The sequence below is a fragment of the Achromobacter animicus genome (assembly GCF_040775605.1).
GTDB lineage: Bacteria > Pseudomonadota > Gammaproteobacteria > Burkholderiales > Burkholderiaceae_B > Achromobacter > Achromobacter animicus.
This window is the reverse complement of the sequence record NZ_JAYGJK010000001.1, coordinates 1,509,815-1,525,084: the sequence shown is the minus strand read 5'-3', so window position 1 is coordinate 1,525,084 and position 15,270 is coordinate 1,509,815. Positions and strand designations below refer to the sequence as shown.

Sequence of the window (15,270 nt, the reverse complement as noted above, 5' to 3'; positions counted from 1 at the left end):
CGCACGTGCTATGGTCGCTCCCTATTTTTCGACCGCTGCCTTCCCGGCAGCGCCCTCCGTTCTTCACCCTCGCGCTGATGACCGACTCCACCCGTCCTGCCTATTCCCTTGCCTGGCGCATCGCTGTCGCCGCCGTTCTGCTGCGGCTGGCTTATTCCGTGCTGGTGCAGGCCTACACGTTGATGACGCCGTTGCCCTACGGCGACCAGATCCGCGCGAGCTACATGCAGCCGCCGGTGCTGGCCCCGCTGCTGGCCACCCTGGTGTCGACCCTGCTGGTCGTGGGCCTGACCGCCTGGTGCGCGACGCGCCAGTGGCTCGCCCGGCACGATGCCGCGACCGTGAATCAGCCCGGCAGGATGCTGGCTACGTTCCTGGCCCTGCAGGCGCTCTACACGCTGTGCCTGTCCAGCGGCGTCGGCATTGCACAGAACGTGCTCATGATCGGCACGTTCAAGAGCGGCTCCTGGCTCGAGGAAGCATTTGGCCTGGGCATCGTGGGCCGGTCCATCGCCATCAACCTGATGATCCGCGCCGTCACCATTCTGCTGGAAGTCATCGGCATCTGGGTGGCGTTGCGCATTGCCGCATGGACGGCGGGGCCCACCGGCCCGGGCGCCGGGCTTACGCTGACGCGGCGGCATGTGGCATGGATTTGCGGCCTGACCGTCCTGATCTGGCAGACCAGCTTCTCCATCATGCTCGGCGGCTTTCTGCAGATGCAGACGCTGGAAGCGGGATGGGCCGAGTACGCGCTGGGCTACTGGGTATTGCCAGTCGCGCTGCTGGCGCTGGTCACGATCGTGTGCCTGAAGCTGCTACCCCGCGCCTTTGAATACGCCGGCACCGGCCGGGCCGTGGCGCTGGGCAGCCTTGCGTTCTGGTTCGCGCAGGTGCTGGGCCTGGGCGCCGGTCTCATCATCCTCAAGTCCATGACCTGGGAGCAGTTGGCATGGGCCGCCCAATCACCGGCTTCCGCCGCGCTGGTGCTGCTGGCCTACGGCGCATTGCTGTCGCTGGGTTGCCTGGTGGCCACGCGCCTGCTCTACCGCAATCAAGGCGGGTCCGTGCGATAGCCTCAACCGCGCGCCATGAAAAAAAGGCCACGGCGTCATGCGTCGTGGCCTTTCTGCTTTGCGCCGGGCGCCGCCGGCATCCATGCAACGTCAGATCGCTGCGCAACGCAGCGTCAACCACGCCAGCGCCTCACCCTCGACCAGCGGCGACAGGCGTTCGAACACCGTCTTGTGATAGTCGTTCAGCCAGTCGATCTCGTCCTCGCGCATCAGCGAAGGCTCGATGCAGCGCGTGTCGATCGGGCACATCGTCAGCGTTTCGAAGCACAGGAATTCACCCAGCTCCGAGGTCAGCCAGCTGCGGTTGGCGACCAGGTTCTCGATGCGCACGCCCCAGCGGCCCGGACGGTAGATGCCCGGCTCGTTGGATGTGATCATGCCCGGTTCCATGGCCGTGTGCGGGCCCGGCATCGCGCGGTACGAGATGACCTGCGGGCCTTCGTGCACGTTCAGGAAATAGCCCACGCCGTGACCCGTGCCGTGGCCGTATTCCGCGCCGCCTTCCCAGATGGGCGCACGCGCGATGGCGTCCAGCATGGGCGACGGCGTGCCGCGCGGGAACGATGCGCGCGACAGCGCGATCATGCCCTTGAGCACCAGCGTGAAGTCGACCTTCTGGTCCGCGCTGGGCGTGCCAACCGCCACCACGCGCGTGATGTCGGTGGTGCCGCCCCGGTACTGGCCGCCCGAGTCGATGAGCAGCAGGCCGTCGCCCTCGATCGTGGCGTGCGATTCGGGCGTGGCGCGGTAATGCGGCATCGCGCCGTTGGCATTGAAGCCCGCAATGGTGGCAAAGCTGGGGCAGACGTAGGCGGGACGGCGCGCGCGGGCGGCCGTGATCTGCTCGTCGATGGTCAGTTCGGTAATGGTTTCCTTGCCCAGCGCGCCTTCGAACCAGGCGAAGAATTCGCACAGCGCGGCGCCGTCCTGCGCCATCGCCTGGCGCACGTTGGCCAGCTCTGCGTCGGTCTTGCGCGACTTGAGCAGCGTGGACGGGTTGATGGCTTCCACGCGCGGCACGGCCGGGTCCATGGCATGGAACACGCCGCAGGTGACGCGGGCCGGATCGATCAGCAGCTTCTGATCCTGTTCCAGCGAAGCCAGCGCATCCGCCGCCTGGGCATAGTCCGCCACTTCGACGCCGTCTGCGGCCAGGATGGCGCGCAAGTCGTCGTCGATCTTGCCATCGGCCACGAACAGCGTGGCGTGGTCCAGGCCGATCAGCGCATGGCCGACGAAGACGGGGTTGTAATCCACGTCCGCGCCGCGCAGGTTGAACAGCCAGGCGATGTCGTCGAGCGTGCAGATGAAATGCACGTCCGCGCCGTGCTTGCGCATCGCGTCGCGCACCTGCGCCAGCTTGTCGGCACGCGTCACGCAGGCTTCGGGCGCCACGTGTTCATAAATTTGGGCGTCCGGCAGGCCGGCGCGGTCGTTCCAGACTTCGTCCAGCAGGTCTTCGCGGATTTCCAGCACGGCGCAGGACGTTGCCGCTGCAGCCGACAAGGCGCGGAAGGCGCCCAGGCCCAGCACCGCGCCGTCCACGCCGATGACGTCGCCCGCGCCGGTATTGGCGGCCAGCCAGTCGACATGGCCCGGCGTCGATGCCAGCGCAATCTTCATCAGCTGCACGCCGGTGCCGGCGAGCTGCGCTTCGGCCTGCACCCAGTAGCGGCTGTCCACCCACAGACCAGCGAAGTCCGCCGTGACAACCAGCGTGCCCACCGAGCCCGTGAAGCCCGACAGCCAGCGCCGCCCTTGCCAGCGGGCCGGCAGGTATTCGGACAGGTGCGGGTCCGAGGAAGGTACGACGTAGGCGGTCAGACCGCGGCGGCTCATGGCCTGCCGCAATTGGGCAATACGGGCGTCGGTGCTAGACATGGGAGATGGGATCCTTAGCGCAACATGAAAGACATGGCGCCCAGGCTGTTCAGCGTACGGATGGCGGACTGCATGCTATCCGTGGTGAATCGCAAGGTGACGCCGTCCACGCGTTCGAGCGTGGGCCACATGCAGAACAGGTCGGCCAATGCCGCGCTCTGCGTCTGCAACCGGCATTCTATAGGCGCGGGAATGACGAAAGGAACGGCTTTCTTGTCGCCGCCGCGCTTGAAATTGCGGACCGCGGTTTCGGCGGCCGCGGCAATCGCGCGTCGCGACGCGGCGGGAGACAGCGTGACGCCGCTGCCCTGTCCGTGCGCGACCTTGGTCTGCACCCATTCGGCGCCGGGGAAGGTGTCGCGCGTTTCCGCGATGAACACGTCGTCGCCGGTGCCCAGGATGACGGGCACGCCCAGTTCGCCGGCCAGCGCGCCGTACAGGCCCGCTTCGCCCAGCTCCATGCCGTTGATGACGACGCGCGCAAACGCGAAGCTGTTGATGGTGTGGGCCAGGATGCCGCGCCCCTGCGAGCGCGAGTGGTAGCCGATCATGAAGACGGCGTCGCACGCTTCTTCCAGCCCGCCCATCATGCCCAGGTAGCGCGGCTTGCCCAGCACCAGTCGGGCGCGCTCGTCCAGGCCGTCGGGCAGCAGGTTGCGAAAGCCGCCGTGCGAATCGTTGACCAGAATCTCTTCGGCGCCGCCCGCAATGGCGCCCTGCACGGCCGCGTTGGCCTCGGCGGTCATCCAGGCGCGCGCGCGTTCGTATTCGCCATTGCCGGCGCGGACCTGCTCGGGGTGGAAGACGCCGGCGACGCCTTCGATATCGGTGGAAATCAGGATCTTCATGAGTTGGCCTTCAGGATATTCAGAATTCGGTAGCGGACAGCCACTGGCGCCAATCGGGCGCGGCATGGCGGATGGAATCGCGGTGATGGCCGTCGCGGCCGGTCACGCTTTCTGCGTGCCACAGCGCGGCAATGATGGCCTGCTCGCAGGACTCGGCGGCGGCTTCGAACAGCGGATCGATGCGGGCCTCATGCAGCATGGCAATCGCGGGCATGGGCGACTCGGCCAATTGCGGAATCGTGTATGCCGTGGAAAACGCCAGCGCGATGTCGCCGCTGCCGTGCCCGAACACCGAGCCGGTTCGCGCCAGGCCCGCGCCGGCGCGCAGCGACAGACGGCGCAGTTGGCGCGAATCCAGCGGCGCGTCGGTCGCCACCAGCAGGATGATCGAGCCCTTCTCGGGCGCGATCACGGCGTTCTCGCCCTGCTGCGCAAGCCCTTGGTCAAGCTGGCTCGCCAGACGGCGGCCGAACGGCCTGCCCGCCACCGTCAGGTTGGGCAGGCGGCCGAAGTTCGACAGCACCAGCGCGCCCACGGTGTACTGCGGCCCGTCCTTGATCTGCGCCACGCGCGAGGCCGAGCCGATGCCGCCCTTGAACGAGAAACTGGACATGCCGCGGCCGGCGCCCACGGCGCCCTGCGCGAACTGTTTACCGGCGGCGGCCAGCGCCGCGGCGTAATGGGATTCCTGGACTGCCAGCGCCTGGATGTCGTTCAGGTAGCCGTCGTTGCACTCGAAGACCAACGGATTGACGGTGGCCATGCCGCGGCCGATGGCGGGGTTGGCGGCGACCGCCGCGCGGATCTGCGCATTGGCCACGGTGCCCACGCCGAACGTGTTCGTCAGCCCGATCGGCGTTTCCAGCACGCCCAGTTCCTGCACCTGAACCAGGCCGGTGCTCTTGCCGAAGCCGTTCAGCACGGTGGCCGCGGCCGGCGTCTTGTCCAGAAAGGCGTCGCCGCCATGCGTGCGCACGACGGTCACGCCGGTCTGCAGCGGGCCCTCGGCCAGCGTGCAATGGCCAACGGTGACGTCGCCCACGTCGCAGATCGAGTCCAGCGGCCCCGACGGCAGTACGCCGATACGCGGAATGTCCAGCGCTTGTTTGTCCATGTTCGTCTACGTGTCGCCACGCTCCAGAATGCAAAACGCCGCCACCCTGGGTCCGGGGCACGCGCTGGCAGGCGCGTGGCGGACGGAGGCGGCGGCGGAAAAATCGCCCTCCACGCCGGCCCTCGCAAGAGGCCCGGCGGCAGGTTTACTTGCGGTCGATCTTGGGATCGAGCGCGTCGCGCAGGCCGTCGCCCAGCAGGTTGAACGCCAGCACCGTCAGGAAGATCGCCAGCGCCGGGAAGATCGCGACGTGCGGTGCGATGACCATGTCGGCGCGTGCTTCGTTCAGCATCGCGCCCCACTCCGGCGTGGGAGGCGAAGCGCCCATGCCCAGGAACGACAGGCTGGCGGCGGTGATGATCGAGGTGCCGATCCGCATCGTGCCGTACACCACGATCGGCGAGATCGTGCCGGGCAGGATGTGGCGCATGATGATCGTCCAGTCGGACGCGCCCACGCTCTTGACGGCTTCGACGTACGTCATCTGCTTGATCGACAGCGTGTTGCCGCGCACGAGGCGGGCAAACGCGGGCACGCTGAACACGGCCACGGCCACGATCACGTTGACCATGCTGGAACCCAGGATGGCGACCACGCCGATGGCCAGCAGCATGCCGGGGAACGCCAGCAGCACGTCGGAGATACGCATCGTGATGCGTTCCCACCAGCCTTCGTAGTAGCCCGCCATCAGGCCCATGAAGGTGCCGACGATGGCGCCCATGGCGACCGACAGGAAGCCTGCGGCCAGCGAGATGCGCGCGCCCATGACGATGCGGCTGAAGATGTCGCGGCCCAGCGAATCCACGCCCAGCCAGTGCGTCAGCGACGGCCCGGCGTTCAGCGCGTCGTAGTCGAAGAAGTTCTCCGGATCGAACGGCACGATCCACGGCGCGAACGCCGCGACGATGACCAGCAGCAGGACGAAGAGGCCGGCGCCGACGGCAAGCTTCTGCTTCTTGAACTTGCGCCAGAACTCGGTGGCGGGCGTGCGCACGTCGTTCTTGGGGACGGCGGCGATGGTCGCGGCGGGTGTCGTATTGCTCATGGCCGCCTCACTTGTAACGGATGCTGGGATTGATGACGCCATAGAGCACGTCGACAATCAGGTTGATCAGGATGAATTCCAGCGAGAACAGCAGCACGAGGCCCTGGATCACCGGATAGTCGCGCTGGGTCACGGCGTCCACCAGCAGGCGGCCAAGGCCGGGCCAGTTGAACACGGTCTCGACCACGATCGAGCCGCCCAGCAGGAAGCCGAACTGCAGGCCCATCATGGTCACGACGGGAATCAGCGCGTTGCGCAGCGCGTGCTTGATGATCACGCGGCGCTCGGACAAGCCCTTGGCGCGGGCGGTGCGCACGAAGTCTTCCTGCACGACTTCGACGAACGAGGCCCGCGTGAAACGCGCCATCACGGCAGCCACCGCGGCGCCCAGCGTGATGGAGGGAAGAATGTAGTGTTGCCAGGTCGATGCGCCCACGGTGGGGAGCCAGCCCAGGTTCACCGAGAAGATCTGCATCAGCATCATGCCCAGCGCGAACGCGGGGAACGAGATGCCGGACACCGCCAGCGTCATGCCGAGACGGTCAGGCCAGCGATTGCGCCATACCGCCGACACGATGCCGATGATCATGCCGAAGCCGACTGACCACACCATGCTCGCAAGGGTGAGCCACAGGGTGGGCATGAAACGGTCGGCGATTTCGGTCGAGACGGGGCGCTTGGTGCGCAGCGAGGTCCCGAGGTCGCCCTGCAGCATGTGGCTGAAGTAGCGCACGAACTGCTGCGGCAGGGGCAGATCCAGCCCAAGTTCCTTGCGCACGAGCTCGACGGTTTGCTGGTCGGCCTCGGGGCCAGCGGCCAGCCGTGCCGGGTCGCCCGGAAGCATGTGCACAAACAGGAACACGACCACCGCTACCAGCAGCAGCGTGGGGATCATGCCCAGAAGACGTTTGACGATGTAGGTCAGCATTGAAATTCCTGCAACATCGGCGGGGACACCGCGTCCCCGCCGTATGTGGCCTTACAAGGGCCCGAAGGCCCCAAGAGTTACTGCTTGGTTTACTGCTTCAGGTCGATGTCGCCGAACCAGAACGAGGTGTCCGGCTCAACGTACACGCCCGACAGGTTCTTCGACTTGACGTACAGGTTGTTCTGGGTCACCAGGAAGGCCCACGGGGCGTCCTTCCAGATGGTTTCCTGAACGTTCTTGTAGATCTCGGTCTTCTTCTCGCGGTCCGTGGTGGCCAGCGCTTGCTGGACGCCTTCGTCAACCGACTTGTTCGAGTAGTACGACACGTTGTTCAGCACCGGCGGGAACGCGGCGGTGGTCAGCAGCGGACGCAGGCCCCAGTCGGCTTCACCGGTCGAGGACGACCAGCCGGCGTAGTACATGCGGACCTTGGCGTCTTCAGGCTTTTGCACCTGTTGGACGCGCTGCACGCGCTGGCCGGATTCCAGGACTTCCACGGAAACCTTGATGCCGACCTGGGCGAGCTGTTGCTGCAGGAACTGAACGACCTTCACCGAGGTGCCGTCGTTATAGGCGGACCACAACGTGCTTTCGAAGCCGTTGGGGTAGCCGGCTTCGGCCAGCAGGGCCTTGGCCTTCTTGATGTCGTAGGGCCATGCGCCGATCTTGTGCGCGTAGTCCACGCCTTGCGGCACGACGCCGTCGATGACGGTGGCGTAGCCCGAGAACGCGACCTTGGCCAGGGCGTCCTTGTTGATGGCGTAGTTGATGGCTTCACGCACCTTGACGTTGTCGAACGGCTTTTGCTGCGTGTTCATCGACAGGTAGCGGGCCATGATCGAGTTCTTGTGATCGACCACGTCCAGCTTGTCGTTCTTCTTCAGCACGGCGGCCTGCTCGAACGGCACCGGGAAGGCAAAGTGCGCTTCACCCGTCTGCACCACGGCGGCGCGGGTGTTGTTGTCGGTCACGGTGCGGAAGGTCAGCGTGTCGACCTTCGGGTAGCCTTGCTTCCAGTAGCCGGCGAACTTCTTGACCTTCAGGTATTCAGCCGGCTTCCATTCGACGAATTCGAACGGGCCCGTGCCAACCGGGTGGAAGCCGATTTCCTTGCCGTACTTGGCCAGGGCGGCCGGCGAGATCATCATGGCGGCCGGGTGAGCCAGCGCGTTGATGAAGGCCGAGAACGGCTTCTTCAGCGTGATCTTGACGGTCATCGGGTCGACCACTTCGGTCTTCTCGATAACGCTGAACTGGATGTAGCGCGACAGGCGGTTGTCCGGATTGGCCGGACGGTCGAAGTTGACCTTGACCGCTTCGGCGTTGAAGTCGGTGCCGTCATGGAACTTCACGCCGGGACGCAGCTTGAAGGTGTAGACCAGGCCGTCTTCGCTGACCGTGTAATCGGTCGCCAGCACCTTCTGGACCTTCAGGTCCTTGTCGAATTCGAACAGGCCTTCGTAGTAGGCCTTGCCAGCCGCCTGGTTCAGCGTGCTGTTCGTGTTGTACGGGTCCAGCGTTTCCAGCGCGATGGAAACGGCAAACGTCACGTCCTTGGCGGCGTGGGCCATCGGCGCGGTGAGCACGCCGAAGGCCAGCGCGGCAGCGGCCATCAGCTTGGTGGGGCGCAGAACTTTCATCATTGCAACTCCTGGTTCCAAAAAAAGGTCAACTACTGAGTCAATACGCGCCGCCGACGGGATGGCGGGCTACAAAATGATCCGTACCGACCTGAACCAGCGGCTGCACCACCGGTTCGTCGTTCAGTTTGCGGATCGGGCTGGGGATTTCATCGGACAGCAAGGTGCGCTTCAGGTGACGGCGCGCCGGATCGGCGATCGGCACGGCGGACATCAGCTTCTTGGTGTACGGGTGCTGCGGATTCTCGAAGATGGCGCGGCGCGGGCCGATTTCGACGATCTGGCCCAGGTACATCACCGCCACGCGGTGGCTGACGCGTTCGACCACGGCCATGTCGTGCGAGATGAACAGGAACGAGATGCCCATGTCGCGCTGCAGGTCGATCAGCAGGTTCACGATCTGCGCCTGGATCGACACGTCCAGTGCCGACACCGATTCGTCCGCGATCACGACCTTCGGGTTCAGGGCCAGGGCGCGCGCAATGCAGATGCGCTGGCGCTGGCCGCCCGAGAATTCATGCGGGTAGCGCTGCGCCATTTCCGGCGGCAGGCCCACGCGCTCGAGCAGTTCGGCGACGCGGCGCTCGGCATCCTTGCCCTTGGCCACGCCGTGCACGAGCAGCGGCTCCATGATCGAGAAGCCCACGGTCACGCGCGGATCCAGCGACGCAAACGGGTCCTGGAACACGAACTGGATGTCGCGGCGCAGGGATTGCAGTTCGTTGTTCTTCAGGCGCACGATGTCGCGGCCGCCGAAGCGGATCTCGCCGCCCTGGCTTTCCACCAGGCGCAGCAGCGAGCGGCCCGTCGTGGACTTGCCGCAGCCGGACTCGCCGACCAGCGACAGCGTCTCGCCCGGGTACAGGTCGAAGCTGACCTTTTCCACGGCGTGCACGCGGCGCTGCACGCGGCTCATGATGCCGCCGCGCAGGTCGAAACGCGTCACCAGGTTGCGCACGCTCAGGATGGGTTCGCGCTTGGCGTTGGGCACTTCCTGCGTGCTGACGGCGCCGGGCTCAGCCACCGGCTGGGCTTGGCCTTCCACCTGCAGCAGCGGGAAGCGCGCGGGCAGGTCCGTGCCCTGCATGGCGCCCAGCTTCGGCACGGCCGACAGCAGCGCCTTGGTATAGCTGTGCTGGGGCGCGGCGAACACCTGGTCCGACGGACCTTCCTCGACCTTGTCGCCGCGGAACATCACCAGCACGCGGTCGGCCACTTCGGCCACCACGCCCATGTCGTGGGTGATGAACACCACGCCCATGTGCATCTCTTCCTGAAGCTGACGGATCAGTTGCAGGATCTGCGCCTGGATGGTCACGTCCAGTGCGGTGGTCGGCTCGTCGGCGATCAGCAGCGCCGGCTTGCAGGCCAGCGCCATGGCGATCATGACGCGCTGGCGCATGCCGCCCGACAGTTGATGCGGGTAGCGGTCCAGCACCGATTTGGCTTCGGGAATGCGGACCTGTTCCAGCATGCGCAGCGCTTCGGCGCGCGCCGAGGCGCCGTCCATGCCCTGGTGCTCGCGGATCGATTCGGCGATCTGGTCGCCGGCCGTGAACACCGGGTTCAAGGAGGTCATCGGCTCCTGGAAAATCATCGCCATGTCGGCGCCGCGCACGTCACGCATGACGCGCTGGCTGGAATTGGCCAGGTCGATCACGGAACCGTTGCGGCGGCGCAGGGCCATGCGCCCCTGGGCGATGCGGCCGCCGCCGTGTTCCACCAGACGCATCAGCGCCAGCGACGTCACCGATTTGCCCGAACCCGATTCGCCCACGATGGCCAGGGTTTCGCCCCGGTCCACATGGAACGACAGGTTGCGCACGGCTTCGACCGTACGCTCGGAACCCACGAAGCGCACCGTCAGGTCGTCGACCTGGACCACGCGGTTATCCGGCAGCGCCAGGCTGTTTGCGCGATCAACCATCTCTTCTCATTCCCAAAATAAACCTACTGATCCAAACCCGCCGCTCATCGGTAGATGGCGGTCACCGGCTTTTCGCCAACGCGGGCGTAACCCCGGTACATGCCTTCCGTGTTGAACGGCAAGGCCACATTGCCCTGGGCGTCGACGGCCACGAGGCCGCCCTTGCCGCCGATGGTGGGCAGTTTTTCCATCACGACGCGGTCCGCCGCCGTTTCCAGCGAGGCGCCGCAGTACTCCATCTGGGCCGCCACGTCGTACGCGGCAACCATGCGGATGAACATTTCGCCCGTGCCCGTGGTGGACACGGCGCAGGTCTTGTTGCTGGCATAGGTGCCGGCGCCGATCAGGGGCGCATCGCCCACGCGGCCGACCTGTTTGTTGGTGATGCCGCCGGTGGAAGTGGCAGCCGCCAGGTTGCCCTGCGCATCGACAGCCACGGCGCCCACGGTGCCGAACTTCTTGTCGGCGTCCAGCGGGTCGGCCGGTGCAGGCTGGCCGCGCGCGACCATGGCCTGGCCGTCGTGATCCAGCACGGCGGCGTCCGGCGTTTCGCGCTGCACGCGCAGCAGCTGCTCGCGGCGGGCTTCGGTCGAAAAATACGACGGGTCGACGAGTTCCACGCCTTCCTGAGTGGCGAAGGCTTCGGCGCCCTCGCCCACAAAGAAGACGTGCTTGCTGTTTTCCATGACCTTGCGCGCGGCAAAGATCGGATTGCGCACGCGGTTCACATTGGCGATGGCGCCGGAACGCAGCGTCGCGCCGTCCATGATGGCGGCGTCCAGCTCATGGGTGCCGGCGCTGGTGAACACGGCGCCGTGGCCGGCGTTGAACAGCGGGCAATCCTCGAGCAGGCGCACGGCCTCGGTGACGGCGTCCAGGGCGCTGCCGCCCTTGGCCAGCACGGCTTGGCCGGCGGTCAGGATGGACTCCAGGGCCGCCAGGTATTCCTGTTCTTTCTCGGGAGACATGGCCGCGCGGGACATCGCGCCGGCGCCGCCGTGAATGGCAATCACGGGCTGAATCATCGTTTACCTACTCCATGTATGAGCCACGGCATGACGGACTGGGTCACCCCAGCGGCGGCCGCGACGGAATTTTTGGCGCGATAGGCCACCGCCGCGGACAAGGCTTCAATGAGCCCGAGCGCGGCGGTTTCGGAATTGGGAATGAGCTGGCGTGCCGAGAAGGCATACAGCACGACGGAGGCCGTGGGCGCCAGCGGCGACGTGGGCTTGTCCGTCAGCACCAGCACCGGCACGCCGGCCTGCTTGGCCGCGCCGGCCAGCGTCACGGTGTCGGCCAGATAGCGCGGAAAACCGATGGCGATCACCAGGTCTTTGCTGGTCATGCGCGACATCTGCCGCGCCGCGTGCGACACGCCGCCGGGACCGGCCAGCGACTCGACGGAATGCAGGTGCATGCACAGGCCGCGCTGCAAGAGGCCCGCGAGGAACCCGCTGGCGCCGAAACCGATGATGAAAACGCGTTCGGCGGCCAGGATCGTGTCGACCGCCTTTTCACAGGCGTCCGAATCCAGGGCCTGCAGGTTGCGCTGCGCGTTGCGAATGTCTTCTTCGAGCGTCGCGGCGAAGATCTGGACGGCGCTGGCCGAGTGGGCCAGTTCGGTGCGCAGCTTCTCGACCGGTTCCAGCGCGGCTTCAAAGCCGCGCGCCAGCTCGGCACGGAATTGCGGGTAACCCGGCAGATCCAGGGCACGCGCAAACCGGTTGGCGGTGGCCACCGACACGCCCACTGCCACTGCGAACTCGTCGATGGTCATGGTGGCGACGCGGAATTGATGCGCCAACACGTACTCGGCCATCTTGTGCTGGGTCCGGCTCAGCGCGGGCTGGGCCCGGGCGATCCGATCAGCGATCGTAATGGCGGACTTGGTCATCGAACAGCGTGGTGGAAATCAGGCGGCGGGTTTATGTAAATCTGTTTACACACAAATTTTAGTTAAGAAAATAGATTTTCATACTAAGGGTATACCCGTGAATAGATGTAACAGTCCGGCTCTAAAAATCGGGGCCGGGTTGCGTTACGCTTGGAGCCCTTACAGAATTGCCCACCTTGTCCCGATATCTGGAATGACCCGCATGACGCCCGCCTGGACCTGCAAGCCCCACGCCGATCTGACCCCCGCCGAGCTTTACGCCATCCTGCGGCTACGTTCCGAGGTATTCGTGGTGGAACAGAACTGCGTGTTTCTGGACATGGACGGCAAGGATCTCAAGGGGCAGACCGAACACCTCATGGCGTGGCACGAGGGCGAACTGGTGGCCTATTGCCGCCTGCTGGAGCCGGCCCTGAACGACGGGCGCGCCATTATCGGCCGCGTGATCACCGCCCCGGCCGCGCGTGGAACAGGGTTGGGGCATGAGCTGATGCGCCGCGCAAAGGAAGAAGTGCAGCGGTTGTGGCCGGGTCAGCCGGTTTATTTGGGCGCGCAGGCGCGGCTGAAGGGCTATTACGGCGGCCACGGCTTTGTGCCGGTGACTGAGGAATACATGGAAGACGGCATCCCGCATGTGGGGATGCTGTTGCAGGAAACCGCGTAACGGCCGCAGGCCAAACGCCCCGCCCAGCGATCCGCAAAAACAAAAAAGCGCCCGTCTTGAACGGGCGCTTTGCTTTGGCGGGTGCCGGCCGGCATGAGCCGGCCAGGCGTTCGCGGATTATTACTGCACCGCCGACACGTCCAGCTTCGCCGCCGTCTTGGACTTGATCTCGTCCACCGTCACGCCGGGCGCCGTTTCCAGCAGCTTCAGGCCGTTTTCGGTGACTTCCATCACGCCCAGGTCGGTGATGATGAGGTCAACCACGCCCACGCCGGTCAGCGGGAGGTTGCATTCGGGCAGCAGCTTGATGTCTTCGGAGCCGTCCTTCTTCTTGGCGACGTGCTCCATCAGCACGACCACGCGGCCGACGCCGGCCACCAGGTCCATTGCGCCGCCCATGCCCTTGACCATCTTGCCCGGGATCATCCAGTTGGCCAGATCGCCTTTTTCGGAGACCTGCATCGCGCCCAGGATCGCCAGGTTGATCTTGCCGCCGCGGATCATCGCGAACGAGTCGGCCGACGAGAAGATCGACGAGCCGGGCAGCGTCGTGACCGTCTGCTTGCCGGCGTTGATGAGGTCGGCGTCGACCTGATCGTCGGTGGGGAACGGGCCGATGCCCAGCAGGCCGTTTTCGGATTGCAGCCACACTTCCACGCCTGCGGGGACGTGGTTGGCGACCAGCGTGGGCAGGCCGATGCCCAGGTTCACATAAAAGCCGTCTTGCAGCTCGCGCGCGGCGCGTGCCGCCATTTCATCGCGGGACCATGCCATGTCGTCTTCTCCTTAGGCCGGGCGAGTGGTGCGTTGTTCGATGCGCTTTTCGGGCGTGGCGTTCACCACGATCCGTTGCACATAGATGCCGGGCAGATGGATCTGATCCGGGTCCAGGCTGCCGGTGTCGACGATCTGTTCGACCTCGACGACCGTGAACTTGCCCGCCATGGCGACGTTCGGATTGAAGTTGCGCGCGGTCTTGCGGAACACCAGGTTGCCGCTGCGGTCGGCGATGTGCGCCTTGACCAGCGACACGTCCGGCACCAGCGAACGCTCCATCACGTACTGATGGCCGTCGAACTCGCGGATTTCCTTGCCCTCGGCCACGATGGTGCCCACGCCGGTGCGGGTGAAGAACGCCGGAATGCCGGCGCCGCCGGCGCGCAGCTTTTCGGCCAGCGTGCCCTGCGGCGTGAATTCAAGCTCGAGTTCGCCCGACAGATACTGGCGTTCGAATTCCTTGTTCTCGCCGACGTAGGACGCGATCATCTTGCGCACCTGGCGCGTGTTGAGCAGCTGGCCCAGGCCAAAACCGTCGACGCCCGCGTTGTTGCTGATGCAGGTGAGATCCTTGACGCCCGAATCGCGCAGTGCGGCGATCAGCGCCTCGGGAATACCGCACAGGCCGAAACCGCCCACGGCGATCATCTGACCGTCCTTGACGATGCCTGCCAGCGCCTCCTGGGCGCTTGCATAAACCTTGTCCATCGCTCCAACTCCTAGTTAAGGTCTAACCAAAGTGAGCCCGCCCCGCCGCTACCCGCGCACGGGTCCCGGAAAAATCGGGGAATCGGGACAAGCCCAGTCGTTCCTTGGGGCGCGGCTGTTGGCGCAGGCTACGCGGGCATCGCGGCGAGGCCCGATTTCCGTGAAGCGGTGGCGCCGAGGGTGGCGCGCCCTCATTGCTTTTCTGATTTTGCGCTAGATTTTACCGACATGACCGGTCAAAGCACGCGCTATTTTGGCCGGTGCGCGGCCCGCGGCCGCGCGTGCTCATTGGGCCGGCGTGAACTGCGTGGCCATTTGGGCCAGGACTTCGGGCGGCCACGGCGCGGACGTATTGGCTACATAATCCATCCATACCAGCACATTCCGGCCGCGTGCATAAGGGCCCGCGTCGTCACCGACCTTCTCGAGCAGCAGCTCGAACTCGGCGCTGGAGCGGCCGATACGCGTCACCTTATGCGTCACGCGGACGGTGGCCGGATACGTCAGCGGACGCAGGAAATCGCACGACGCGTGCGCCAGGATCGCGCCATCGTCGGCCGGCAGTTTGAAGCCCGCGTTATACAGAATCTGCATGCGAGCCTCTTCCATGAGGCGGAAATACAGCGTGTTGTTCAGATGGTTCAAGGCGTCTGAATCGCCCCAGCGCAAGGGCAATTCGAGCTGATGGGTGTCGCCCACCGAAAGCAGCCGCGCAGACAGGTTGTCCGGGTTCACCAATAACTCCTGAAGGCTAAAAGAAATGCG

The 15,270-nt window shown here is 65.5% G+C and carries 14 protein-coding genes; 2 read left to right on the top strand and 12 right to left on the bottom strand.

The window, feature by feature from the left end:
* Positions 1 to 77: 77 nt before the first annotated feature.
* Positions 78 to 1,076, top strand: coding sequence for a hypothetical protein (locus AB3147_RS06845; protein WP_367351613.1), 999 nt, complete (start codon positions 78 to 80; stop codon positions 1,074 to 1,076).
* Between the two features lie 90 nt (positions 1,077 to 1,166).
* On the opposite strand, the gene AB3147_RS06840 is transcribed toward AB3147_RS06845, so the two are convergent.
* The 9 genes from AB3147_RS06840 to AB3147_RS06800 all read right to left on the bottom strand — a co-directional run bounded on the left by AB3147_RS06840 (position 1,167) and on the right by AB3147_RS06800 (position 12,356).
* A complete protein-coding gene (locus AB3147_RS06840) occupies positions 1,167 to 2,957 on the bottom strand; it encodes an aminopeptidase P family protein (protein ID WP_367351612.1) in 1,791 nt (596 codons plus the stop codon).
* A gap of 14 nt (positions 2,958 to 2,971) precedes the next feature.
* Positions 2,972 to 3,805: a M55 family metallopeptidase gene (locus AB3147_RS06835; RefSeq protein WP_175122912.1), complete on the bottom strand. Its 834-nt coding sequence runs from the start codon at positions 3,803 to 3,805 to the stop codon at positions 2,972 to 2,974.
* Between the two features lie 19 nt (positions 3,806 to 3,824).
* Positions 3,825 to 4,919 (bottom strand): DmpA family aminopeptidase, encoded by a 1,095-nt coding sequence (locus tag AB3147_RS06830; RefSeq protein ID WP_367351611.1) that lies wholly within the window; start codon positions 4,917 to 4,919, stop codon positions 3,825 to 3,827.
* Positions 4,920 to 5,064: 145 nt separating this feature from the next.
* A complete protein-coding gene (gene gsiD, locus AB3147_RS06825) occupies positions 5,065 to 5,964 on the bottom strand; it encodes a glutathione ABC transporter permease GsiD (RefSeq protein ID WP_175122914.1) in 900 nt (299 codons plus the stop codon).
* Positions 5,965 to 5,971: 7 nt separating this feature from the next.
* The gene (gsiC, locus tag AB3147_RS06820; protein ID WP_056322028.1) at positions 5,972 to 6,892 is read right to left on the bottom strand and encodes a glutathione ABC transporter permease GsiC; all 921 of its coding nucleotides are present in this window, start codon (positions 6,890 to 6,892) and stop codon (positions 5,972 to 5,974) included.
* A gap of 89 nt (positions 6,893 to 6,981) precedes the next feature.
* Positions 6,982 to 8,535 (bottom strand): glutathione ABC transporter substrate-binding protein GsiB, encoded by a 1,554-nt coding sequence (gene gsiB / locus AB3147_RS06815; protein WP_191576724.1) that lies wholly within the window; start codon positions 8,533 to 8,535, stop codon positions 6,982 to 6,984.
* Between the two features lie 37 nt (positions 8,536 to 8,572).
* A complete protein-coding gene (locus AB3147_RS06810; protein WP_175122916.1) occupies positions 8,573 to 10,459 on the bottom strand; it encodes a dipeptide ABC transporter ATP-binding protein in 1,887 nt (628 codons plus the stop codon).
* Between the two features lie 44 nt (positions 10,460 to 10,503).
* The gene (locus tag AB3147_RS06805; RefSeq protein ID WP_175122917.1) at positions 10,504 to 11,484 is read right to left on the bottom strand and encodes an isoaspartyl peptidase/L-asparaginase family protein; all 981 of its coding nucleotides are present in this window, start codon (positions 11,482 to 11,484) and stop codon (positions 10,504 to 10,506) included.
* Positions 11,481 to 12,356: a MurR/RpiR family transcriptional regulator gene (locus AB3147_RS06800; protein ID WP_175122918.1), complete on the bottom strand. Its 876-nt coding sequence runs from the start codon at positions 12,354 to 12,356 to the stop codon at positions 11,481 to 11,483. Before AB3147_RS06800 ends, AB3147_RS06805 begins: the two co-directional genes overlap by 4 nt.
* A gap of 202 nt (positions 12,357 to 12,558) precedes the next feature.
* On the opposite strand from AB3147_RS06800, the gene AB3147_RS06795 reads away from it, so the two are divergent.
* Positions 12,559 to 13,020 (top strand): GNAT family N-acetyltransferase, encoded by a 462-nt coding sequence (locus tag AB3147_RS06795; protein ID WP_175184262.1) that lies wholly within the window; start codon positions 12,559 to 12,561, stop codon positions 13,018 to 13,020.
* Positions 13,021 to 13,140: 120 nt separating this feature from the next.
* Here AB3147_RS06795 and AB3147_RS06790 read toward each other — a convergent pair whose 3' ends face one another.
* The 3 genes from AB3147_RS06790 to AB3147_RS06780 form a co-directional block, all read right to left on the bottom strand.
* Positions 13,141 to 13,794 (bottom strand): CoA transferase subunit B, encoded by a 654-nt coding sequence (locus AB3147_RS06790; protein WP_056567942.1) that lies wholly within the window; start codon positions 13,792 to 13,794, stop codon positions 13,141 to 13,143.
* A gap of 12 nt (positions 13,795 to 13,806) precedes the next feature.
* Positions 13,807 to 14,505: a CoA transferase subunit A gene (locus AB3147_RS06785; protein ID WP_175122922.1), complete on the bottom strand. Its 699-nt coding sequence runs from the start codon at positions 14,503 to 14,505 to the stop codon at positions 13,807 to 13,809.
* Positions 14,506 to 14,790: 285 nt separating this feature from the next.
* Positions 14,791 to 15,243, bottom strand: coding sequence for an acyl-CoA thioesterase (locus AB3147_RS06780; protein WP_255596284.1), 453 nt, complete (start codon positions 15,241 to 15,243; stop codon positions 14,791 to 14,793).
* Positions 15,244 to 15,270 lie beyond the last annotated feature (27 nt).

Bases quoted from the DNA above. Each gene is read 5' to 3' on its own strand.
- AB3147_RS06800 (WP_175122918.1), bottom strand. From the start codon at position 12,356: ATGACCAAGTCCGCCATTACGATCGCTGATCGGATCGCCCGGGCCCAG.
- gsiB (WP_191576724.1), bottom strand. From the start codon at position 8,535: ATGATGAAAGTTCTGCGCCCCACCAAGCTGATGGCCGCTGCCGCGCTG.
- AB3147_RS06845 (WP_367351613.1), top strand. From the start codon at position 78: ATGACCGACTCCACCCGTCCTGCCTATTCCCTTGCCTGGCGCATCGCT.
- AB3147_RS06790 (WP_056567942.1), bottom strand. From the start codon at position 13,794: ATGGCATGGTCCCGCGATGAAATGGCGGCACGCGCCGCGCGCGAGCTG.
- gsiC (WP_056322028.1), bottom strand. From the start codon at position 6,892: ATGCTGACCTACATCGTCAAACGTCTTCTGGGCATGATCCCCACGCTG.
- AB3147_RS06835 (WP_175122912.1), bottom strand. From the start codon at position 3,805: ATGAAGATCCTGATTTCCACCGATATCGAAGGCGTCGCCGGCGTCTTC.
- AB3147_RS06810 (WP_175122916.1), bottom strand. From the start codon at position 10,459: ATGGTTGATCGCGCAAACAGCCTGGCGCTGCCGGATAACCGCGTGGTC.
- AB3147_RS06805 (WP_175122917.1), bottom strand. From the start codon at position 11,484: ATGATTCAGCCCGTGATTGCCATTCACGGCGGCGCCGGCGCGATGTCC.
- AB3147_RS06785 (WP_175122922.1), bottom strand. From the start codon at position 14,505: ATGGACAAGGTTTATGCAAGCGCCCAGGAGGCGCTGGCAGGCATCGTC.
- AB3147_RS06795 (WP_175184262.1), top strand. From the start codon at position 12,559: ATGACGCCCGCCTGGACCTGCAAGCCCCACGCCGATCTGACCCCCGCC.
- AB3147_RS06830 (WP_367351611.1), bottom strand. From the start codon at position 4,919: ATGGACAAACAAGCGCTGGACATTCCGCGTATCGGCGTACTGCCGTCG.
- AB3147_RS06840 (WP_367351612.1), bottom strand. From the start codon at position 2,957: ATGTCTAGCACCGACGCCCGTATTGCCCAATTGCGGCAGGCCATGAGC.
- gsiD (WP_175122914.1), bottom strand. From the start codon at position 5,964: ATGAGCAATACGACACCCGCCGCGACCATCGCCGCCGTCCCCAAGAAC.